Source organism: Cellulomonas sp. McL0606 (genome assembly GCF_058248365.1).
Window position 1 is genome coordinate 2,010,812 of sequence record NZ_CM177779.1, and the last position, 20,190, is coordinate 2,031,001.

General features: G+C 70.0%; 25 protein-coding genes and 1 pseudogene. 9 read left to right on the forward strand and 17 right to left on the reverse strand.

Annotation, left to right across the window (positions count from 1 at the left end; translation table 11 throughout):
- Window positions 1-628: 628 nt before the first annotated feature.
- Window positions 629-1,242, forward strand: a pseudogene (locus AC38ZX_RS10165) (alcohol dehydrogenase catalytic domain-containing protein); the annotation flags it as partial.
- A gap of 125 nt (window positions 1,243-1,367) precedes the next feature.
- Here the strand turns inward: AC38ZX_RS10165 and AC38ZX_RS10170 are convergent.
- On the reverse strand, window positions 1,368-1,643 hold the full coding sequence (locus tag AC38ZX_RS10170) for a tyrosine-type recombinase/integrase (protein ID WP_491297182.1): 276 nt from the start codon (window positions 1,641-1,643) through the stop codon (window positions 1,368-1,370).
- A 21-nt stretch (window positions 1,644-1,664) separates the two neighbouring features.
- On the opposite strand from AC38ZX_RS10170, the gene AC38ZX_RS10175 reads away from it, so the two are divergent.
- The gene (locus AC38ZX_RS10175) at window positions 1,665-1,946 is read left to right on the forward strand and encodes a hypothetical protein (RefSeq protein ID WP_491297183.1); all 282 of its coding nucleotides are present in this window, start codon (window positions 1,665-1,667) and stop codon (window positions 1,944-1,946) included.
- Window positions 1,907-2,497: a GNAT family N-acetyltransferase gene (locus tag AC38ZX_RS10180; protein WP_491297184.1), complete on the forward strand. Its 591-nt coding sequence runs from the start codon at window positions 1,907-1,909 to the stop codon at window positions 2,495-2,497. The genes AC38ZX_RS10175 and AC38ZX_RS10180 overlap by 40 nt, the downstream gene beginning before the upstream one ends.
- A gap of 79 nt (window positions 2,498-2,576) precedes the next feature.
- Here the strand turns inward: AC38ZX_RS10180 and AC38ZX_RS10185 are convergent, their stop codons facing one another.
- The 3 genes from AC38ZX_RS10185 to AC38ZX_RS10195 all read right to left on the reverse strand — a co-directional run bounded on the left by AC38ZX_RS10185 (window position 2,577) and on the right by AC38ZX_RS10195 (window position 6,063).
- Complete coding sequence (locus AC38ZX_RS10185) at window positions 2,577-3,440, reverse strand: aldo/keto reductase (RefSeq protein WP_491297365.1); 864 nt, start codon at window positions 3,438-3,440, stop codon at window positions 2,577-2,579.
- Between the two features lie 193 nt (window positions 3,441-3,633).
- On the reverse strand, window positions 3,634-4,707 hold the full coding sequence (locus AC38ZX_RS10190) for a saccharopine dehydrogenase family protein (RefSeq protein WP_491297185.1): 1,074 nt from the start codon (window positions 4,705-4,707) through the stop codon (window positions 3,634-3,636).
- A 525-nt stretch (window positions 4,708-5,232) separates the two neighbouring features.
- Window positions 5,233-6,063 carry an outer membrane protein assembly factor BamB family protein gene (locus tag AC38ZX_RS10195; protein ID WP_491297186.1) on the reverse strand — a complete coding sequence of 277 codons (831 nt, stop codon included), beginning with the start codon at window positions 6,061-6,063 and terminating at the stop codon, window positions 5,233-5,235.
- A gap of 789 nt (window positions 6,064-6,852) precedes the next feature.
- On the opposite strand from AC38ZX_RS10195, the gene AC38ZX_RS10200 reads away from it, so the two are divergent.
- Window positions 6,853-7,104: a hypothetical protein gene (locus AC38ZX_RS10200; RefSeq protein WP_491297188.1), complete on the forward strand. Its 252-nt coding sequence runs from the start codon at window positions 6,853-6,855 to the stop codon at window positions 7,102-7,104.
- A gap of 405 nt (window positions 7,105-7,509) precedes the next feature.
- Here the strand turns inward: AC38ZX_RS10200 and AC38ZX_RS10205 are convergent, their stop codons facing one another.
- From AC38ZX_RS10205 to AC38ZX_RS10215, 3 genes are all read right to left on the reverse strand, one after another.
- Entirely contained in the window at window positions 7,510-7,821 is a 312-nt protein-coding gene (locus AC38ZX_RS10205; RefSeq protein ID WP_426595693.1) for a hypothetical protein, read from the reverse strand.
- A gap of 156 nt (window positions 7,822-7,977) precedes the next feature.
- Window positions 7,978-8,397 carry a CGNR zinc finger domain-containing protein gene (locus tag AC38ZX_RS10210; protein ID WP_491297189.1) on the reverse strand — a complete coding sequence of 140 codons (420 nt, stop codon included), beginning with the start codon at window positions 8,395-8,397 and terminating at the stop codon, window positions 7,978-7,980.
- Window positions 8,319-8,906 (reverse strand): CGNR zinc finger domain-containing protein, encoded by a 588-nt coding sequence (locus AC38ZX_RS10215; RefSeq protein ID WP_491297190.1) that lies wholly within the window; start codon window positions 8,904-8,906, stop codon window positions 8,319-8,321. The genes AC38ZX_RS10210 and AC38ZX_RS10215 overlap by 79 nt, the downstream gene beginning before the upstream one ends.
- Before the next feature lie 58 nt (window positions 8,907-8,964).
- Between AC38ZX_RS10215 and AC38ZX_RS10220 the strand changes: the two genes are divergently transcribed.
- The gene (locus AC38ZX_RS10220) at window positions 8,965-10,458 is read left to right on the forward strand and encodes an MFS transporter (RefSeq protein WP_491297191.1); all 1,494 of its coding nucleotides are present in this window, start codon (window positions 8,965-8,967) and stop codon (window positions 10,456-10,458) included.
- A gap of 173 nt (window positions 10,459-10,631) precedes the next feature.
- Window positions 10,632-10,880, forward strand: coding sequence for a hypothetical protein (locus AC38ZX_RS10225; protein ID WP_426595699.1), 249 nt, complete (start codon window positions 10,632-10,634; stop codon window positions 10,878-10,880).
- Between the two features lie 42 nt (window positions 10,881-10,922).
- Here AC38ZX_RS10225 and AC38ZX_RS10230 read toward each other — a convergent pair whose 3' ends face one another.
- From AC38ZX_RS10230 to AC38ZX_RS10240, 3 genes are all read right to left on the reverse strand, one after another.
- Entirely contained in the window at window positions 10,923-11,633 is a 711-nt protein-coding gene (locus tag AC38ZX_RS10230; protein WP_491297193.1) for a VOC family protein, read from the reverse strand.
- Between the two features lie 205 nt (window positions 11,634-11,838).
- Complete coding sequence (locus AC38ZX_RS10235; RefSeq protein ID WP_426595701.1) at window positions 11,839-12,333, reverse strand: hypothetical protein; 495 nt, start codon at window positions 12,331-12,333, stop codon at window positions 11,839-11,841.
- 117 nt (window positions 12,334-12,450) lie between these two features.
- Entirely contained in the window at window positions 12,451-12,636 is a 186-nt protein-coding gene (locus AC38ZX_RS10240; RefSeq protein WP_426595702.1) for a hypothetical protein, read from the reverse strand.
- 203 nt (window positions 12,637-12,839) lie between these two features.
- Here AC38ZX_RS10240 and AC38ZX_RS10245 point away from each other — a divergent pair, with 203 nt between their 5' ends.
- Window positions 12,840-13,205, forward strand: a complete 366-nt coding sequence (locus tag AC38ZX_RS10245; protein ID WP_491297195.1) for a hypothetical protein — start codon at window positions 12,840-12,842, stop codon at window positions 13,203-13,205.
- Window positions 13,206-13,261: 56 nt separating this feature from the next.
- On the opposite strand, the gene AC38ZX_RS10250 is transcribed toward AC38ZX_RS10245, so the two are convergent.
- Together AC38ZX_RS10250 and AC38ZX_RS10255 are read right to left on the reverse strand one after the other, a co-directional pair.
- Window positions 13,262-13,858 carry a PAS and ANTAR domain-containing protein gene (locus AC38ZX_RS10250; protein ID WP_491297197.1) on the reverse strand — a complete coding sequence of 199 codons (597 nt, stop codon included), beginning with the start codon at window positions 13,856-13,858 and terminating at the stop codon, window positions 13,262-13,264.
- A 323-nt stretch (window positions 13,859-14,181) separates the two neighbouring features.
- Window positions 14,182-14,943 carry a GAF and ANTAR domain-containing protein gene (locus AC38ZX_RS10255; protein WP_491297198.1) on the reverse strand — a complete coding sequence of 254 codons (762 nt, stop codon included), beginning with the start codon at window positions 14,941-14,943 and terminating at the stop codon, window positions 14,182-14,184.
- A 244-nt stretch (window positions 14,944-15,187) separates the two neighbouring features.
- Here AC38ZX_RS10255 and AC38ZX_RS10260 point away from each other — a divergent pair, with 244 nt between their 5' ends.
- The gene (locus AC38ZX_RS10260; RefSeq protein WP_426595707.1) at window positions 15,188-15,343 is read left to right on the forward strand and encodes a hypothetical protein; all 156 of its coding nucleotides are present in this window, start codon (window positions 15,188-15,190) and stop codon (window positions 15,341-15,343) included.
- 24 nt (window positions 15,344-15,367) lie between these two features.
- On the opposite strand, the gene AC38ZX_RS10265 is transcribed toward AC38ZX_RS10260, so the two are convergent.
- On the reverse strand, window positions 15,368-16,675 hold the full coding sequence (locus AC38ZX_RS10265) for a cation-translocating P-type ATPase (RefSeq protein ID WP_491297366.1): 1,308 nt from the start codon (window positions 16,673-16,675) through the stop codon (window positions 15,368-15,370).
- The gene (locus tag AC38ZX_RS10270) at window positions 16,675-18,153 is read right to left on the reverse strand and encodes a cation-translocating P-type ATPase (RefSeq protein WP_491297199.1); all 1,479 of its coding nucleotides are present in this window, start codon (window positions 18,151-18,153) and stop codon (window positions 16,675-16,677) included. The genes AC38ZX_RS10265 and AC38ZX_RS10270 overlap by 1 nt, the downstream gene beginning before the upstream one ends.
- Before the next feature lie 47 nt (window positions 18,154-18,200).
- On the opposite strand from AC38ZX_RS10270, the gene AC38ZX_RS10275 reads away from it, so the two are divergent.
- Window positions 18,201-18,701 (forward strand): pyridoxamine 5'-phosphate oxidase family protein, encoded by a 501-nt coding sequence (locus tag AC38ZX_RS10275; RefSeq protein WP_491297200.1) that lies wholly within the window; start codon window positions 18,201-18,203, stop codon window positions 18,699-18,701.
- Here AC38ZX_RS10275 and AC38ZX_RS10280 read toward each other — a convergent pair.
- The 3 genes from AC38ZX_RS10280 to AC38ZX_RS10290 all read right to left on the reverse strand — a co-directional run bounded on the left by AC38ZX_RS10280 (window position 18,689) and on the right by AC38ZX_RS10290 (window position 20,165).
- Window positions 18,689-19,339 (reverse strand): mismatch-specific DNA-glycosylase, encoded by a 651-nt coding sequence (locus AC38ZX_RS10280; RefSeq protein WP_491297201.1) that lies wholly within the window; start codon window positions 19,337-19,339, stop codon window positions 18,689-18,691. The genes AC38ZX_RS10275 and AC38ZX_RS10280 overlap by 13 nt on opposite strands.
- Window positions 19,340-19,357: 18 nt before the next feature.
- Window positions 19,358-19,564: a hypothetical protein gene (locus AC38ZX_RS10285; RefSeq protein ID WP_491297203.1), complete on the reverse strand. Its 207-nt coding sequence runs from the start codon at window positions 19,562-19,564 to the stop codon at window positions 19,358-19,360.
- A gap of 124 nt (window positions 19,565-19,688) precedes the next feature.
- The gene (locus AC38ZX_RS10290) at window positions 19,689-20,165 is read right to left on the reverse strand and encodes a PPOX class F420-dependent oxidoreductase (RefSeq protein WP_491297204.1); all 477 of its coding nucleotides are present in this window, start codon (window positions 20,163-20,165) and stop codon (window positions 19,689-19,691) included.
- Window positions 20,166-20,190 lie beyond the last annotated feature (25 nt).

The following is a 20,190-nucleotide window of genomic DNA, read 5'->3' on the forward strand; positions in this document are numbered from 1 at the left end:
TCGACCAGCACGGGTCAGGCGGGCGCTCGGTCCGAGGGTTCGATGCGGGCGCGAACCTTCTGCCGCGCCGCGGCCTGCATGGGCTGGACGTCGAAGCGTCCGGCGATCGTCTCGTCAGCGGTGCGTGACGGCCGTCTGTACACCGATCCCATGCCCGGCGACGTGTCCTGTCCCGGGCGGCGGTCCGCCGGTCGCGCGTTCCAGCCGGCATTTCGGACGCTAAGCCGGAACCCTGAAGGCCGCCACTCAGCCAGCCGCTCCTGGGAGCAGGCCGGCGCGCCGCTGACTGGCGCGTGGGTGCGCGCCCGCGGAGGCTGGTGCAGCCGCACAGGGGGGCTCTCGCTCAGGGCGGGCGTGCGTCCGCCAGAGCGCGAGAGGGGACCATCTGCGTGGCTGCACGCCAAAGCGCGTGGCCGCGGACGGTCCGCAGCTCCTCGACTCTGGTTCCCGTGTGCCTCCGTAGTTCGCGCCAGGCGCAGGCCCGGTCGTCGTCTCGGAAAGTTCACCCCTGACGCCGGCCTGCGCGGGGGTCCGCGGGTACTCTCTCGGGTCGCGGTCGGGTGCTGGGGAGCGCACGATGCCTGTCTGGTGCAGAGGCGTCGCCCGGGAGAGGCCCAGGAGGACCGACGTGCGAGCACTGCCCTGGCAAGGGCGTGAGGACGTGCGGGTGCAGGACGTCCCGGATCCGCGGATAGAACAACCGACGGACGCGATCGTGCGGGTCACGTCCACCGCGATCTGCGGGTCGGACCTGCACCTGTACGGCGTGCTGGGGATGTACCTCGACAAGGGCGACGTCCTGGGCCATGAGGCGATGGGCGTCGTGGAGGAGGTCGCCCGGGGGCCACGCGCCTCAAGCCTGGTGATCGCGTCGTCGTGCCGTTCGGAATCGCCTGCGGGACCTGCTGGATGTGCGCGCACGGGCTGATGTCGCAGTGCGAGACGACCCAGGTCCGCGACCACGACAAGGGGGCTGCGCTCTTCGGCTACACCAAGCTCTACGGCCAGGTCCCCGGCGGCCAGGCCGAATACCTGCGGGTGCCGCAGGCCCAGTTCGGGCCGGTCGTCGTGCCCGACGACGGGTCGCCCGGCGAGCGCTACCTGTACCTGTCGGACGTGCTGCCCACCGCATGGCAGGCGGTCGAGTACGCGGACGTGACCCCGGGCGGCATCGTGATCGTGGTGGGGCTGGGCCCGATCGGGCAGATGGCCGCCCGCATCGCGGCCCACCGTGGTGCCGGGGGTCAAGGGGTCGCAGGTTCAAATCCTGTCAGCCCGACCGATGTTTGTGCAGGTCGGAGGGCCGTCACCGTTCATCCGGGGCGGCCCTCGGTCATGCGTACGCCAACTGCGTACGCCAACTGGGTCTAGAGGCCGAGCGCCATCGCCAGGCCATCCGAGGCGGCCCGCGGGGCGACCTCGGATCGGTGCAAATACACGTCGGCCGTGATGCTCACCGACGAGTGCCCGAGCACGTCGCTCACTGTCTTCAAGTTGCCCCGGCTGGCCAGCGCCATGTCGGCAGCCGAGTGCCCCAGTGTGTGTACCCCGATGCCCTCCAGACTGATCCGCTCGGCCGCCACGTTGACCACCCGCAGGAGGTTGCGGGGGTCCACCGGCTCGCCCGTCTCGGTGGTGAACACGACCCGATCTGGGTCCAGACGTTGGCCGCGCGCATCCGGTCCTCCAAGGTCCGCGCGTCCGTGGATGCATCGGGATTGACGATGGATTCGCTGCGGAGAATTGTCGTCATCATGACCGCACCAGACGCCGCCGACGACCCGCAGGCCTTCGTGTGCGCGTTCGAGGCGGCGTTCCAGCGGGCCCACCAGGCTCGGCAGAAGCCGTCGGCCTCGCGCGAGCAGCTCGAGGCCGAGACGCTCGAGCACGTGGCGACGCTGTCGGCGTGGAAGGACGACCCGCGGGTCGTCGGCCGCGCCGCATGACCGTCGTCGCGCCGCTCACGCCCGACCTGTGGCCGGCGCTCGAGGAGCTGCTCGACCAGGGCGGCCCCGCGGGCAGGTGCTGGTGCATGGCGTACCGGATCGGTCCGTCGTACCGGAGGCGGCCGGCCGCCGACAACCGAGCGGACCTGCGGGAGATCGTCGTCGCCGGTCCGCCCCCGGGGCTGCTCGCCCGACGGGACGGCCTGGCGGTCGGCTGGTGCCAGGTCACGCCGCGCGTCGATGTCCCCGCACTGGAGGACCCGTGGCGGCTACGCCGCGTCGACGACGTGCCCGTGTGGGCGATCACGTGTTTCTACGTGCGCAAGGGCCACCGCCGCGACGGCGTGATGGCGGCGCTGGTGGAGGGCGCGGTCGACCTCGCGAGACGAGCGGGCGCCCCCGCGGTCGAGGCTTACCCGCTAGACGGCGCAGTCTCCCCGAGCTCGACGAGCATGGGCTACGCGGCGACGTTCGCCGCCGCCGGGTTCGTGGAGGTGGCCCGACGGTCACCGGAACGGCCGATCATGCGGTACGTCCTCGCCGTCGACTAGTCCCCGGTACGGCCTCGAACTGCCCGCCTCTCCCGAACCTACGGACAGGCTTGAGCGTGGCGCGATCCTGGGCTCGCTGTCAGGCGCTTGGCTCCGCGACCAGGTTGTCCAACTCCTCGTGGGTGAGGTGGATGGTTGCGGCAGCGACGTTCTGTTCGAGGTGGTTCATGTCACCGGTGCCTGGGATGGCCAGGACGTTTGGGCCTTGGTGGAGGGTCCAGGCAAGGCGGACCTGGGACGCGGTCGCACCATGTTTGTCTGCGATGTCGGCGACGACTGGATTCGTCTCGGCGGATCGTCCGCGCTCTCCGCCTGTCCCGGCAATAGCGAAGTACGGTACGAAGGCGATCTGCCGGCGCGTTGTTTCGGAGAGTAGTGCCAAAGCTTCGGGGGTGCGCTGGTCCAAGCCGAAGCGGTTCTGGACGCTGACCACCGGGGCGATGTCGGCGGCCTCTATCAATTGCGCCGTCGAGACGTTCGAGATGCCCAGATTGGCGATCAACCCCTCGGCCTGCAAGTCCGCGAGAGCCCCGAACAACTCACTGACCGGGCCTGAGCCGAGTACTCGCAGATAGACGAGGTCGAGTCGGTCTCGACCGAGCTGGCGTAGGTTCTCCTCGACTTGCCCTCGCAACTGGTCCGGTCGGGCCGGATCAGCCCATTCGCCGGACGCGTTCCGTGCCGGACCGACTTTGGTGGCGATGACGAGATCGTCATCGTGGTCGGGGAACGCGGCATTGATCAACTCGTTCGCTGAACGCCGCGCGGAGAAGTAGAACGCCGCAGTGTCGAAGTGTGTGACGCCCAACTCGCGAGCGCGTCGAAGCACTGCGATGGATTCGGCCCGGTCCCGGCTCGGTGTATTTCCGAAAGCCGTAGCAGCAGCAAGCCGCATCGCGCCGAAGCCGATACGAGTTACCTGCAAAGTCCCAAGTCGCCACACACTGCCGGACGCACCGGGCTCATCGCAAACAATAGCCAATTCTTCTCCTTCTTCGCGTGGTCAGCATCACACGACGGGCGACTACGTCCCAAATTCGTCCGACCATCGACCGAGCTGTGCGCTCAAGTCCCGCGCGACGGATACGAGGCGTGATCATCACGCCTCGTAGCCGTGTCGCTTTGATTGAGTTTGGTCAGACGCCGGACTGGAGTCTCCACTCCATGTGCGGGACGAGCGAGTCCAGGAAATCTGCGGCGTCGAAGATGGCTCCTGCGGGCGCAACGCCCGAGTTCTTCGTGCGGCCTGTCAGGATGCGGACGACGGCTTCGGTTGCCAGCGGTCCCGTCACTGCGTAGATATCCCGACCGGTGGCGCTCGCGCGTCGCTCCTCGGCCCCGCGACGCACGATCACATCGACGGTGAAGGTCTGGTCGGATCTACCGCTCTCGTCGGCCGGGACTGGGACTGGGGTGTTGTCCGCCGCCAGTTCGGTGGCAGCGGTGACGGTCATGTAGCTGAAGACGTCAGGGACGGGCAGATGCCGAGGAATCGTCACGATGTCTGCCATGGAGAACTCGGTGCGGACATCCTGTTCGCCAAGGGGCGCAGGAAATGCCCACCTGGTCAGAACGGACTCGTCATCGCCGTACCGCAGTGCGCCGTCGTGGAACGACACGTGTCGACCCCCCCGGCGTTGTCGTGAGACTGCACCGGCCGCTCGAGTGCCGGCCGTCGGATGCCATCCACTCAGCCCGTAAGCCACATGGACCTCGCCGGCCTCCGCCCAGTCACCCATCGCCACCGTCGCGAGCAGGTCAGCGAGACCGCCGTAGAACGCCATGGCCGGCACGACGATGGCGCCCTCAGCAGCAGCGCGCTCGCCGAACATGGTGAACGTGTCGACATTCGCCTCGATCTCGGCCGCGACGTCGACATAAGGGACCCGGGCGCGCAGTGCGGCCTCGATGAGCGGAGCGGATGTTGCTGCGAACGGCCCTGCGCAGTTCACGACCGCCGCCGCACCCTGCAGAGCCCGGTCGAGCGAGGCAGGATCGTCGACATCCGCCACCCGAGCCTCTGACCCCGGGATCTCGCGACTGAGGATCTCGAGCTTCTGGCGGTCGCGCCCCGCGAGGAGAGGAGTGAGCCCACGAGAGGCGAGTTCTGACACCACGAATCGGCCGGTGTGACCGTAAGCGCCGTAGACCACCACCTTCGGCGCTGGGTCAGTGTCGATCTGATTCCCTTTGTACGTAGGCATCTGCATGCGGCACATCATCCCAAGCAATCGGCCGGGGAGCCGTCGCGGCAATGAAAGACAGCGCTCGGCGGAGAGCAGAGGGAGACCGCGCCGTCACCTGTCCGCCGCACCGACGAGACCCCCCGCTCGCGGCGTTGGGGGCGCCAAGATCGAGCGGGTCGCGGCCAGACCGACCATGCGCTTTGGTCCGATCAGTGCCCAGACGTGCCGGCGGGTCGCGTGCTCAAGCCGGTCGTATGACGCGATCGCGGTCACGGGCCTGTCCCTGTCACCGAACCGCTCGAGGTCAAGCGCTTGGCGCCGTCCTGAGCGTGACCGGTCGCGTCGTAGAACAGCTGCCAGTTCACGCACGGCCAGAGCCGCTCAGTGCCTCGTCCCACGTCCCGTCGTGCATGATCCAGCGGCCCGCCAGCTCTCGCCGCGTCCGCTCGCGACCCAGTCGTTCGATGTGAAGCGTGGGCGGTGGCGGAGTCGATGTGTCCGCGCACGCTGGGTCTCCCTGGCGGATGCGAGTGCTCGACCCCATGCTGCTCAGCCGAGGACGACCCAGTCGTTGGACAGGGTCTCGGTCGCCACCATCCGGTTGGCCACCTGTTGCAGGTCGTGCACGCCCGACGGGTACGTCACACGGAAGTCCTCGTTGCCGCTGACCGGGTCGTACGCGACCAGGGTTCCGTCATCGTCAGGGGCGCTCCCTTCGGTGGTCACGCGCTCGTAGGACACCAGAATGTGACGCCCATCGGTCATCAGGACGCGCGGACCGATGCTCCCCGCCGGGACGGTCCACAACTGCTTGCCTGAGCGGCCGTCCAACGCGTACACGCCCTGAGAGCCAACGAGGAAGACGCGGCCGCGAGCAACCACAGCGTTGAGCGGCTTCGCCACGTTCGCCGACCACCTGAGCTTGCCGGTGACGACGTCCGACGCGTACGTCCGGTAGTCCGAGCTGAGCAAGAGGCCCGGGACGCTGCCGTCGTTGACGGCAACGCTCACGGGGTCGCCGGCGACTGTGACGTCCTTGGCCGGATCGCCGTCCGCGGCGATGAAGGTGGTGCGCCTTCCACCTGTGGCGGTTAGCTCATGAACCGTCAGCGGCTCACGTCCAGAACTCCACACCCAGCCGCTAGGCCCCGCGTGCACCTCTCGGACGACGGTTCCCTCGGCACTCAGGAGATGAAGACGGGTCGAGGTGCCGACCCCGATCAGGTCGCCCGCCCGCACGACACCATCCGTGTCGCCTTGCGCCTCGGCAGCCCCGGGCTCGACGTGCACCCAGCGCACCACGCCACTGAGCGCGTCGTACCCCGTCACGGTGGTGCCCGACGCGGATGTGTACCCGAGTACGACCAGGTCGTGCGGCATCACCGTGAGCGACTGCGCGGGTTCCGGCGTCCAGCGCGACGACGGCACCCGTGGCGGCGTCCAGCACGACAACCTCGCGACCCGCCGCCGGCAGCGTCGTCACGTCCCCGCCGCTGTTGGAAACGAGGGCGCCGCCATCCGAGACGAGGCACAGGACGTGGCGCGCGGGAGTCTCGGCGTCGTCCTGGCAGCTCGAGTCGCTCACCAGACGGCTGGTGTCGACCGCTGCGATCGTTGCGTTCGGGCCCGCGACCTGCGTGGACCAGATGGTCCCCGTCCCGGCGACGTTCAGATGCGAGAGGGTCTGCGACCCGTCCGCACTGAACGACAGCGAACCACCCGTTCCGAACACTGCCGCCGCGTCATTTCCCAGATAGAGCTCCTTGCGCGTCAAGGCCGGCCCGACCGGCTCGAGCACACCGGGCACCTTCGCCAACGTGGCGAGTGCAGAACGCTCCCGCGCCGAGAGGACGCCTTGGGTCGCTACGGCGACGGCGAGCACGGCGACGACGACTCCGGCCGTCCACGGCACGACCCTGCCGCGGTCTCTGGTCCGGCTAGCCTGTCCGCCCGCGTCCTTCGTATCGGACGGGTCGACGCCTCGTGCGGCGCTGTCCCCATCCACTCCGTCGACGAGGTCGACCCTGTCCATCCCCCTGCGCTGCCCCATCCAGGGACTGTATTGGGTCGGCAACGCGCGGATCGCGACAGATGCGGACGTTGAACCAGGACGGCCGCCCGTCCGTATCCCTCATAAGCGCACTCCCGTGCGCGCGAAGGGAGCGGATCATGCGTAGGACCCTCATCGCGACTGTGTTCGTCGCAGCACTTACCGTGGTGGGCGCTGCACCGGCACTCGCCGCCGCCAACCCGAGCGGGACCGGCCCGCCCAGTCAGGACTGCGGTGACCTGGGGACCTTCCCCGGCCACACGACTACTTCACCTGGCTCACCTTTCAACGAGGGTGTTGGAATCGGCGGCCTGCACTACACCGAGAAGTCCCAGTACGACGTCGCTTGCTTCCAGGTCGGCCATCACTGACCCGCAAAGCCAGCTTGAACGCTGATCACTTCTGATCGCCGACGAGCTGCTGATTCGCAGTCTGCGTGAGGCCGAGTCAGCACCCGTCAGCCGCACTTGCGGACGTTTCTCAGCGCGTGAGACTGCGTCGCACTGACGGAGCGCGGGGAAAGCCCCTCCCGACGCCGCAGCACACGCAGGTGCAGCCGCCATACGCTCCTCAGAGCTGGAGGCCGGCTCCTGCGTCGGTGCTTCCCCGAAGGCACCGACCTGGGGGCCAGCTCAGGTGATCGCACGGAGTCCGGGTGCCGGGAAACGCGCGGCTCGGCGGCGATACCGGTGCACCTGGGCAACGTCGTCGAGCGCCGGATCGCTGTTCGCACCACCAGCGCAGCCGTGATGCTGGTCAAGGCAGTGGAGCCGACCTCACGATCTGGCGGCCGGCTCGATGGTCGTGTGTTCGAGCAGCTCGGCGACGACTTCCCCGGGGACGTCTTGCGCGGCTTTCGCGTTCGCCTCGACCTGTTGGGCTACCTCGACGCGCGCAGCCTGCCAAGCGGACCAGTGCCCGGATACCAGCGCCCACAGAGACAGGGCGGAGACGTAGACGACGGAGTCGAGCCACCCAGCGGCCATAGAGATCGGGATCATGATCAACCAGAAAACGGCGAGCCAACCGTTGACCCGTCGCATGAACACGGGGTCTCCTTGCACCATCGCCCACAGCGACTTCACCATGTGTACTTCGGTCCTTCCTGAGCCTCTCGGGGCCGAGCGAGGAACGTTTGCCGGTGCAATTTTCCAGAGCGAGGACGGCGCTGAGTACACCCCAAAGGGTTAGGTGTAGTTGTGCGCCCGCTGGCAAACGGGATCGCCGATCGGGGGTGCGGCCACTCAGTGGCCGGCCGCCTCCCGATCCCCTCGGGCGTTCCTAGCCCGGGCGCGGCTCACGTGGCGCGCGCGGTGGGCCCCGGCCTGTGCCCGGTCACCGCAGCCTCGCATCCCGCACCAGAGCCGGCGACGGCCGTGCGAGGGGTCGGGGAACAGGCGGGTGCGGGCCCCGTCGGCACAGCGTCGACGAGTGACGCGAGAACTGTGTAGGCGACCGGGCGCACGCGAGCGCACGACGGAGGTCCGCGGTCGTGGCACCGGGCGGGGCGCTGAGACGCCCGGACTCGACGACCCAGCGGTCCAGCGCCGCCGGTGCGATGAACGGCGCGGCGGCTTGGGTGCGTTCAGGTCGCGGTCCGGCCCGACCTGGCGGCGTAGGCGCGCTTCATCTTGACCCGGTTGCCGCAGTCGATCATCGAGCACCAGCGGCCCGATCGATTCCGTGATGCGTCGTAGTACGCCCAACGGCACTCGTCGCGGGCGCAGACCTTCAGTCGCCCCCAGGTGTCGTCGGAACGAGCCCGGTCGACGATGTCGAGCAGCTCGGCGACGATCGTCGCCGCGGGGCGATGCTCGACGGGCAGGAGGGCCCGTCGACCGTCGGCGTCGAACTGGGCGACCAGCGAGGTCGAGGCGAGGGCGGCGTTGAAGCGTGCGAGCACGTCGTGGTCGGGGGTGTGGCCGGCGTTGACGAGGAGGAGCTGCCGAAGTCCCTCGCGCACGGCGACGACCTGCTCGAGGTCCGCGCGGCTCAGCTCGGGCGCCCGACGAGCGAGGCCGTGGTCGTGGAGCCAGTCGACCAGAGCCGCCGGTGAGGTCAGGCTCTCGGTGCCAGCCGCCAGGTCAGCCGAGTTGACGAAGTCCTTGACGACGAGCGCTGCCGCGGGGATCTCGGCGCGCACCGCCGCGTCGGTGCTGCCCACGTCTCTCATGACACCAGTGTACGCCTGTGAGTGGTGTAACACCGGTAAACGGGTTTCACTGGTGTCTATGACCACGACCGAGGTACGAGCCGGCACCCGAGAGTGGATCGGGCTGACCGTCCTCGTCCTGCCGTGCCTGGTGGTGTCGATGGGCTCGAACGTCCTGCATCTCGCCCTGCCCGCGATCTCGGAAGCACTGGGACCGACCAACGAACAGCTGGTGTGGATCGTCGACGGCTACGTCTTCCTCCTCGCCGGCTCCCTGATGACCATGGGCGCGCTGGCCGACCGGATCGGTCGCCGACGGCTCCTGCTCGTGGGCGGGGGCGCTTACGGAGTGCTCTCGATCGTCGCGGCGTCGTCGTCGACGCCCTCGATGCTGATCGCCTCGCGGATGCTCCTCGGCGTCGCGGGTGCCACCCTCATGCCGTCCACGCTGTCGCTGATCCGGTCGATGTTCGAGGACCCCCGCCAGCGCAACACGGCGCTGGGTGTGTGGACCGCGAGCTTCGCGCTCGGCGGGGTGGTGGGTCCGCTCGTCGGCGGACTGCTGCTCGGCACCTTCTGGTGGGGATCGGTGTTCCTGGTCGCTCCGCCGGTGATGGCGTTGCTCGTCGTCCTGGGCCCGCGGATGCTGCCGGAGTTCCGCGACGCGAGCGCCGCGCCCGTCGACTGGCAGAGCGCGGGGCTCTCACTGGCAGCCGTCCTGCTCCTCGTCTACGGGATCACTCAGCTCGCCGAGTCGGGCGTCGACCCTGGCGCGTTGGCAGCGCTCGTCGTCGGCTCCGCCGCCGGGTCGGCCTTTTCCCGGCGGCAACGGCGCCTGCCGTCGTTCGGGCTCGACCTCTTCCACCGCCGGAAGCTCAGCGTTCCCGTGATGACCAACGCGATCGCGTTCTTCGTCCTCTACGGGATGCAGTTCCTGCTGGCGCAGTATCTCCAGCTCGTCCTCGGCCTGTCGCCGTTGCAGGCGGGCCTGTGGAGCATCCCGTCGGCGCTCGGGTATCTGATCGGGTCGGCGCTGGCACCGCAGGTCGCCAACCGATTGCACCCCGGCGCCGCCCTGGGCGTGGGGCTCCTCGTCTCGGCGGTGGGGTTCGCGATGCTGGTGCCCGTGCCGGGCGGGGGAGGACTGCCTCTGTACGTCGCGGCCTCCGTCGTCCTCTCGGTCGGCCTGGCGCCCATCTATGTCGTCGCGACCGGGTTGGCCGTGGCCGCGGCACCGCAGCGGCAGGCCGGTAGGGCGTCCGCACTGCTCGAGACGTGCACCAACCTCGGGGGTGCGCTGGGTATCGCCGTCCTCGGTAGCGCGGCGGGTGTTGTGTACCGGACGCGGATGCATCGGGACGAGCTCGCCGGCGCCTCGCAGGCAGCAGCGAAGACGCTCGGCCGGGCGGTGGAGGTCGCCCGAGACATGCCCAGCGCTGCTGCCGGTGAGCTGGTCGATGTCGCGCGTGGAGCCTTCGGCGCCGCGTTCCAGGTCACGCAGGCCCTGGGCGCGGGACTGCTCCTCGCGTCCGCTGCCGTGGTCCTGGTTCTGTTGCGTCGCCCGGCGAGCTGAGACACCCGCGACAGCGGGCCACGCCGACCGCCGGGACGCTTCCGGTTCTGGGCAGGACGTCGGCCGTACCGTGACGAACTCGTGAGCACGGGGCTCCGTGAGGTCCGCAAGGTCGACGACGCCGACCCGCGGTGACGGACCACCGCGTGCGTTGATGCCGGACACACCCGAAGATGGACGTCGGCGTCGAGCACGGAGCGCCGGAGGCCGACTCGTCCCTTGAGGCATATATGGGCTCCTTCATCTTCGGTCGACTGCGACTCCTGATCGTCGTCGTCGTCCTGCTCCCCGTCGTCGCGACGATCTCTCGCAGGCTCGCGGACCGGCTCGAACGACGCCGGGGCGGCGTCTCGACCATCCCGTCCCGCGGGCTCCGGGTGGTTCAAGCGTCGGCCACCCGGGCACGCGCAATGCTGCGCTGACCGCCGCGTCACCGCGGGCTCCCTGGGAACGGCTGCGTTGGCTCACGGCTGGACGCGGACGCAGAAGACGTTGCCGTCGGGGTCGGCCAGCTCGACCGCATCGCCGTCGGTGGTGCTGAGCCGGCTGGCGCCGAGCGCGACGAGCCGTTCGATCTCTCCGGCGAGGTCTCCGGCGAGGACGGCGAGGTCGAGGCGCTGGCGCCCGCGGGCACGCTCGGACGCCGCCGGCTCGCCGCCCCACGAGACCTTGGTGCCGCCGCGCGGGGACTGGATGGCCGTCTCCTGGTCCTGGTCCCACACAAGAGGCCAGCCAAGCGCCTGCGCCCAGAACAGCCCGACGCTGCGGGGGCCGTCGCAGGTGAGCTCGCCCAGGAAGCCGCAGCCCGCCAGGAAGGCGTTGCCGGGCTCGATCACGCAGAACGCGTAGCCCTCGGGATCGGCGAGCACGACGTGTCCCTCTTCGGGGAGCTGTCCGACGTCGAGGTGGCTGGCACCGAGCTGGAGTGCTCGCGTGACGGTGTGCTGCTGGTCGGCCGGACTCGCGCTGGTCAGATGGAGGTGGATCCGGTTGAGCTCGGAGGTCGTCGCCGCCCCGGTCGCGACGAACCGCAGCCCGAGCTGGGTCTCGGACGCCCGCAGCCGTTGACCTCGGGCGTCCTCGACGGACTCGCGTCCGAGGAGCTCGGCCCAGAAGCGCGCCAGACGCGCAGGGTCCTCAGCGTCGACGGCCAGGGCCGTCAGTCGGCACGACACCCTCGTACGTTAGACAGGGGCCGCAGTTTTGGGCACACAGTTTTCGCACCACACGCGTCATCGCGACGGAGTCGTCGGAGAAGGCGCAGACGTCGTGCGTGCACGCCCGACGTCACGAGCCCTCAGACGGCGTGACGGGGGTCGTCTCGCCATCACGGCTGACGACGGTGGTGACGTGCGCGTGCCCCTCCCCGTCGTCTCAGTCCTAGCGGCCGTCTCGGCTCGCCTGGCGTCGCGCGCCGGCCGCCTGCGACGACGCGTCACGCTTCACGCCACCCGACGTCTTCTGGTGCGCGCGCGCGACTCCTGTGTCGCCCGGCGACGGCGGCGCGTCGTCGCTCCCCGGGCCGGTGGACCGATGTGCGCGTGCAGCCGCCAGGCGGCGAGCCTTGAGGTCTTCGGCCTCCTGACGCGCCACCGTCTCGAGGTGTCCGCTCACGCGAGCGAGAGCGTCCTCGAACACCTCGGCCTTCTGCGCGGCCTTCGTGTTCTTCGGGCGCGACTTGCCCCGCCCGCCGTGCTCGGCGACACCGGCGCTGGCCTGGCGACGGTAGTTGGTCTGGTACTTCTTGCGCGCGCGGCGGATGCGCGAGTGCAGAGTGATGAGGGCGTCCTCGTCGAGCTCCTGCATGCGCGCGGGCTCGGTCTCGCGGATCAGGTCCCGCTCGTCGTCGCGAAGAATTCCTAGCAACTCGTCCATCACAGACTCCCCGATCCGTCGACCACCCCGCTGTGGCCCGACAAAGTTCGAGATTCAGCTCGCGCGCATCTTGATGGCTCGGTCTCGCGGTGTCCGACACCACGACGCGCATCCAGGCTAGATGCGGTCGCCGGGCTCGTCGACGTCGACGCCGTCGTCGTCGGGGTCGGGCTCCGGGTCCAGGAACGGGAGTCCGAGGACGTCCGTCTCGTCGTCGCCTTGCCGGCTCTCGTCCCGGGCCTCGTCGTCCGAGCGGAACGGGTTGTTGCTACCGGCGATCGGGTTGGGTGTCGTCTGGCTCATGGTGTCTCCCCAGGGTGAGGACGGGGGACCACGCTGCTCGAGCCCTCACGGCATGGGCCCGAGGGCTCGTTGCGCCGTGCTGACGATCATGCGTCCGCGGTCGCCGGCTCGCGACCGCTGGGGATGCGAGTCCTCGAGGTGGGTGCAACCGTCGATCGATGACACCTGCCGGGTACGCGTGGTCGACGTGGAGAGGAACGGACATGGCTGTGACCGCATTCGGAGACCTTCCCCTCGCCGACCGCGATCGTGCCTGGGATGGCGACGCCGCCGAGAAGCGGGTTCGCGACTGGGCCAACGCGACGGACGAGCCGAACAAGAAGTACCGCGACGCGCACGTCTGGTACGACGCCGACGCCAAGGAGAACTTCACCGCCTACAAGCTGCTCATCGCGGACGTGATCGACGGCAGGCTCACGGCCGTCCCGCGCGGCGTCTTTTCAGCGGCGGCCGTGATGCAGGGCTCCCGCGGGGGCGTGGACGTGCCGGACAAGGACCGCGATCGGATCAAGAGCCACCTGGCGAAGTACTACGCCAAGCTCGACGAGACGCCTCCCTGGGACAACTGAACACCCAGTCCGGACGCCTCAGGCCCTTGCTCCGTGCGGCTTGGCCACGCTCCCGGTCACACTGAGCCCCGCGCCGCATCGTGGTCGACGACCCCGACCTGCTCGCGGACGAGGGAGCCGAGGGCGATGCAGCGTTGAAGCTCTGCGCGGAGCACGGGTTCCAGAGCCCCGGCTGCGACGATCGAGCCACAGATGGCGTCGGCGATGACGCGCAGCCGGATGTTGCGATGCTGAGAGATCATCGCGAGTGCCCGGAATGCGGTCTCGTGGTCGACGGCGAATGTCGACATGACGACGCCCTTGGCCTGGTCGATGACGGTACGGGACTCGAGCGCGAGGGCGAGCTGCCCGTTGACCTGGTCGGCGACGGCCCGGTTGCGCGACGCGGTGACGTCCACGGCGAGGCCGGTCGTCGCACCGTCAGACCCTCGGGCGACCGCGAGGGTGACGGTCCGTTCGTGGCCGGTGAGGTCGATGAGGCGATACTCGCACCCGGCCGGACCCTGCTCGGCGGCGATCATCACCTGCTCGACGAGCGTCCGGTCGTCGGGGTGGACGTGGCGGAGGAACACGGCCCCCGTCGGGACCACGTCGCCCGGCCGCATACCGTGCAGGGTGAACATGTCGTCGGTCCAGCTCCATGGGTCACCCATGGACGTGAAGCTGAACCGACCTGTGAGGGCCGGCGACGGCCCTCGAACTTCGCTGGGGCGCTCCATGAGATTCCTTGCCGGACGCGCGGTCCCGCGGGCGCGGCGCCATCCTCCGGGTAGGAGCGTCGTGGTCGCGTCCACGGCGGAGGCTGCGATGCGGGGTGCGCATTCCATCTGTCCGCGGCTGCGCCCGGGGCGCGACCACAACCCATGCCCGGCGACGTTTCCTGTCCCGAGCGACGATTGCGGGCCGACGTGTCGGCCCGGTACGGGGAGGCTAGGCCAGCGACGCCGGGCTCGCCACTCGACCGTTCCCTGGCCGCCTACGAACGCTCGCGGAACGTGTCTGCCGTGCGGGGAGCACTCCCGCTGACAGTTTCGACGATGGTGGCCGCCACGTCCCTGAGCTTCGACTTGCGGTGGCGCGACGCGCTGCGCAGGATCTCCATCGCCTGCTCGGGATCGCAGCGGTTCTCGGCCATCACGACGCCGATCGCCTGGTCGATCACTGCCCGGGACACAAGTGACGCCCGAAGATCGGCATTCAGCTCAGCCTGGTCGGCGCTGCGCAGGCAGAGGGTCACGGCGCGCGCGATCTCGTCGGCGTACATCTGCGCGACATCGATCGCGGCCTCGTCCCAGGCGTCCGCGTGGTCCGCGTAGAGGTTCAGCGCGATCTGCACACCGGGGCGAACTTCACGCGGGACCGCAGCCGCCGATCCATAACCGCTCGCCCGTGTCACCGCGCGCCACTCAGGCCACCGGAGCTCATGGTCGAGGTTCGGGACGTGCACGACCCGCCCCAGGTCGATGGAGCTCAAGCAGGGCCCGTCGTCCGCCGCGTACTCGACGTGGTCGCACTCGGCTGCGCGGGGATCGCTGGCGGCGACCAGAGTGGGACGACCATCACGCTGCAGCGTGATCGTCGCCGAGGTCGCCGGCCCGACATGGCGGGCGGCGGCCTGCGCCACCCCGTCGAGGAACTCCTCGACCGACGGGGTGGCGAGGAGCAGGTCCTGCAGAGCCGACATCGCAGCGGACCGCACGGCCTCGTCCATCGCCCGCTGCTCCCCGTTGGCTCGCACGCTCCACCTTCGGCCACATCCGTCCCGGCCGCACGTCGTGCGGTCATCCGGAGGCCCGGACCGTCGGCAGCACGGCCGATGGCGACCTGCCCGAGGGAGTGCCGCTCGGTCCGGAGCTCGCTGATCGCCACGTCCAGCTTCGACGTGCGAACCGCCTGCGCGGGGTACACGATCCGTCTCAACGGTCGAGCAGCCGGCCGCCTGCGATGGCCGTCAGGCCGTCGTCCGTCGAAAGGAAGAGCTCGTGGCTCTCTGGTTGATCCTCATCCTCGTCGCCGTCGTGATGGTCGTGCTCGGCGTCGCTGTCGCCGCCGCGAAGGTCCTGCTCTGGATCGGCATCGCCCTGCTGGTCATCAGCATCATCGGCTGGCTCGTCGGTCGGGGCCGCTCACGCGCGTGAGACCGCCGCGCCGCGGTTCGTAGGTCAGGCGCCCACGCGTCGGCTGACCACCTTGCCGAGCTCGGTGAGCAGGAAGACGCCGACGGCGGCGACCAGGACGATCGCCCAGTCGCCGAGCTGCAACGGCGCGGACTCGAACCACGAGTGCATGAATGGCGCGTAGGTGAACACCAGCTGCAGCGCGACGAGCGCGCCGGCGGCGATCCAGATGAGGTTGTTGCCGGTCAGAGCGCGGGTCGTGATGCTCGACGAGCCCAGGAACCGGCACGTGAAGAGGTAGGCGAGCTGGCCGAACGCGAGCATGGCGACGGCGGCGGTCTGCGCTCGGCCGTCGTCGGCGCCGATGCCCTTCTCGAGCAGGAAGATCCCGAGGGTCGCTCCGCCGATGACGGCCGAGGCGAACAGGATGAGCACGAGAGCGCTGCGTGAGACCACGTGCTCGCCGGGAGCGCGGGGGGGACGGGACATCACGTTCGGCTCCGCGGGTTCGCCGGCGAGCGCGAGCGACAGCGTGACGGCCGTGACCAGGTTGACCCACAGGATCTGCACGGGGGAGAGGGGCAGGGCGAGGCCGGCCAGCACGGCGACCAGGATCACCAGGGACTGCGCACCGTTCGTCGGGAGCAGGAAGACGACCGACTTGCGGATGTTGTCGTAGATCCTGCGCCCCTCCTCGACGGCCCGCTCGATCGTCGCGAAGTTGTCGTCGGCCAGGACGATGTCGGCGGCCTCCTTGGTCGCCTCGGTGCCCTTGATCCCCATCGCGATGCCGACGTCTGCACGGGTCAGCGCGGGTGCGTCGTTGACCCCGTCACCGGTCATCGCGACGACCTCGCCGTGCGACTGCAAGGCGCGCACGATCCGGATCTTGTGCTCGGGCGACGTGCGGGCGAAGACCTCGACGTGCTTCACCTGTCGGCGCAGCTCCTCCTGGGACATCGCCTCGAGCTGTGTGCCGGTCAGCGCCTCGACGCTCCCGTCGCCCACGATCCCCATCTCGCGGGCGATCGCGACGGCCGTGCCGGCGTGGTCGCCGGTGATCATCTTGACGCCGATCCCCGCGCGGTGGCAGTCCGCGATCGCCTGGATGGCCTCCGGGCGCGGGGGATCCACGATGCCGACGACGCCGAGGAACTCGAGCTCGTGCCCGACCTCCTCGAGCACACCGTCCTCGGCGGCTGCGGCCGGTCGGCGGGCGGCCGCGAGGACGCGCAGCCCCTGGCCGCCGAGCTCGTCGACGACGGCGTCCCAGCGTTCCCGGTCCAGGGGCGCAGGTCCGGCGGCGGTGCGCTGGGCGGTGCACCGGTCGAGCAGACGATCCGGGGCGCCCATCACGTGCACGCGTGCGGTGCCGTCGGGGAGCCGTCGAGCGTGGCCGAGTACTTGGTGGCGGACTCGAACGGCACGGTGGCCCGCCGGACGACGCCGTCCGCGCGTGCACCGGCCTTGCGGGCCAGGACCACCATGGCGCCCTCGGTCGGCTGGCCGACGAGCACCCAGTGCTCACCCTCACGTGCGAGCTGGGCGTCCGGTACCAGCGCGGCGACGTCCACGAGCGCCTCGAGGTCGAGGTGATGATCGAGAACGGCCGGCGCATCGTCGATGCGCACGTCTCCCACGGGGGCGTAGCCGATGCCGTCGACCGTGTACGTGCCCGAGTCGGTCACGACGGTGCGCGCGGTCATCTCGTTGCGGGTCAGCGTGCCGGTCTTGTCCGAGCAGATCGTGGTCACGGAGCCCAGACCCTCGACCGACGTGAGCTTCCGCGTGATGGCGTGGCGGCGGGCCATCTGCTGAACCCCGAGCGCCAGGGTGATGGTGACGAGCGCCGGCAGGCCCTCCGGCACTGCGGCGACCGCGAACCCGATCGCCGCCGAGACGAGCTCGTCGAGCGCGAAGTCGTGGATGACCCGCCCGATGACGAGCATCAGCGCGGCCATCCCGAGGATCAGCCAGGACAGCTGTTTGCCCAGCCGCGCGAGCTGACGGGTCAGCGGCGTCTCGAGGTGGTCCACGCCGGCGACGAGCGACTGGATCCTGCCGATCTCGGTGTGCGAGCCGGTCGCCGTCACGACACCGAGGCCGCGGCCCGTCGTGACGATCGTGCCCGAGTAGAGCATGCACGAACGGTCACCGACCCCGGCGTCCGTCCCGACCGCCTCCACCGACTTGGCAGAGGCGACCGACTCCCCGGTCAGTGCCGCCTCCTCGACCTGGAGATTCGTCGCCTCGAGGAGCCGCACGTCGGCCGGCACCTTGTCGCCGGAGCGGACCCGCACCACATCGCCGGGCACGAGCTCCTGGCTGTCGGTCTCCCGCCAGCTGCCACCCCGCAGGGTGTGAGCGTCGAGCGAGAGCATCGTCGACAGCCCCGCGAGCGCGGCGTCGGCCCGCCCTTCCTGGACGAAACCGACCAAGGCGTTGACCAGGGCGACCGCGAGGATCACCGCGAAGTCGACCCACTCGCCCAGGAACGCCTTGAGCACGGCCGCGGCCAGCAGGATGTAGATGAGGATGTCGTCGAAGTGGGACAGGAATCGCAGGACCGGGTGCTGACGCGGCGGCTCGGGCAGGCGGTTCGGTCCGACCTCGTCGAGCCGCGCGGCGGCCTGGGCGTCGGTCAACCCGTCCGCCGACGACCCCAGCAGGGCAAGAACCGCTCCCGGCTCCTCGGCGAACGTCTGAGTTCCCTCGTACGGCCGCGCCACGACGTCGAGAACGTTGTCCACTCCCGCACGATAGCGGCCCCCGCGGAGCACCGGCAGGGCCCGCGGCGCCGAGCACATGACGCTCGCCGTGCGGGCCGACACCCCGGAAGCCTAGGCTCGGCCGGAGGGGGAGGAACGGGGAACGAGCCGTGCAGGGGAACGAGATCGCCGAGATCCTGGGCCGACCGATCAGCCAGGAGATGCTGGCGCGCGACCTGGCCCGTCTGGCCTACGTCGCCCGGGACGGCACGCCGCGCACGATCCCGATCGGGTTCAGCTGGAACGGTTCGACCCTGGTGCTGTGCACACCGCCCAACGCGCCGAAGGTGCCGGCACTGCGCGCGAACCCGGCCGTCGCGCTCACCATCGACACGGAGTCGCACCCGCCGAAGATCCTGCTGATCCGGGGCCGTGCGAAGCTCGACCCCGTGGACGGGATCCCCGACGAGTTCCTCGAGGCGAACACGACGTACGACATGACGGCCGAGCAGCGGATCGAGTGGGAGGCGGAGGTGCGCTCGCTCTACCGCGACGGCATGGTCCGGATCGTCGTGACCCCGACGTGGGCCAAGCTGATCGACTTCGAGACCACCCTGCCCGTCGCGGTCGAGGAGCTCGTTCGCCAGCGCGAAGCCGGTCAGCGCGACTGAGTGCCGCGCCCGCGGGGGACTGCCGCCGTCGTCCGATCTCGACCGGCAACGTCCTCCGGCACCGCGAAGGGCCGGATGCCCGCGGCGACCGCGACCTCTCGATAGGCGGCGGCCAGGTCCGCGAGGGTGGAGTGCCGGTTCAGGCCGCTGGGGTTCGGCACCACCCACACCGCCACGCCCGCGCCCAGCGGGTCCGGCTGACGACCGAGGGTCGCCGCGGGTGTCGCGAACGCCGTCCGGTACGCGGTGATGCCGAGCATCGCCACGGCGACCGGCGCGATCCGACGGAGGCGCGCCGCGAGGTCCTGTGCACCCGCGACGAGCTGTGCCGCGGTGAGCTCGTCGGCGCGGGCCGACGCGCCGGCCACGAGCGAGGTGATGCCGACGCCGCGTTCGCGCAGGTGGGCGAGGTCCTCGGGGCGGAAGCCCGCCGACGCATCGATCAGGCGGTCGACGACTCCCGCCCGGTACAGCGCGGGGAAGAACCGGTTGGTCCCGCCGCCACCGAAGTGCGCCTGGACGGCGGCGGCGCGCAGACCAGGGTTGACGCCGACGAAGAGCAGCCGGGTCGGGTCAGCGAGCAGGTCGGGAAGGGTCCGCCCGCGGAAGGACTCGAGGGTGGACCGGTCGAGCTTCACGGCCGAACCCCAGACGGGTCAGCTCGACCGGCGGGCCCGGAAATCGTCCGCGATCTGCTGTGCCTGCGCGATGACCAGGCGGCGGTAGTCCTCGTAGAGGCGGGCGATGCGGTCGTTGTCGGCATCCGGCGCGTCCTGGGCGCGGTTCCACTCGCGCTTGGCGGCGCGGATGTCGTCGTCGGTCACGTCGACGGTCCAGGCGAGGTTCACGCTGTCGTTCTCCACGAGATCCATCGTGCGGGTTGACAAGGAGTCATACCCGGTTCTGGCGCGACCTTCACCCGCGTTGTCACCCGACCTGATGGACTTGCGACAATCGGGAACAATTCGGACGGGTGGCGCGTAGCGCTCAACTGTCCAGGCGAGCGGCGACGTCGGCCGGGAAACCGCCCGTCGCGATCGGTCCCCAGCGCGTCGGCGTGATGCGGATCAGCGACTTGCCCTGCACGCGCATGGCCGCGCGGTACTCGTCCCAGTCGGGGTGCTCGCCCGCGATGCACCGGTAGTAGTCGACCAGGGCGTCCTCGGCCTGCGGCATGTGCAGCACCTCCGCGTCACCGTCCACCTGGACCCAGGCGCCGCCGAAGTCGTCGGACAGGACGCAGACCGTGACCTGCGGGCGGCGCTCGGCGTTGAGCGCCTTGGCGCGGCCGGGGTAGGTCGAGACGACGAGCCGACCCCGGTCGTCGACGCCACCGCTCACGGGCGAGATCTGGGGCCGCCCGTCCGTGCGGGTGGTGACGAGGACGTAGTGGTGCCGGTCTCGCACGAAGTCGAGGAGCTCGGTCAGGTCGACGGTGCGGGTGGTCGCGATGGATCGGGGCATGGACTCACCGTAGAAGACGACGCGT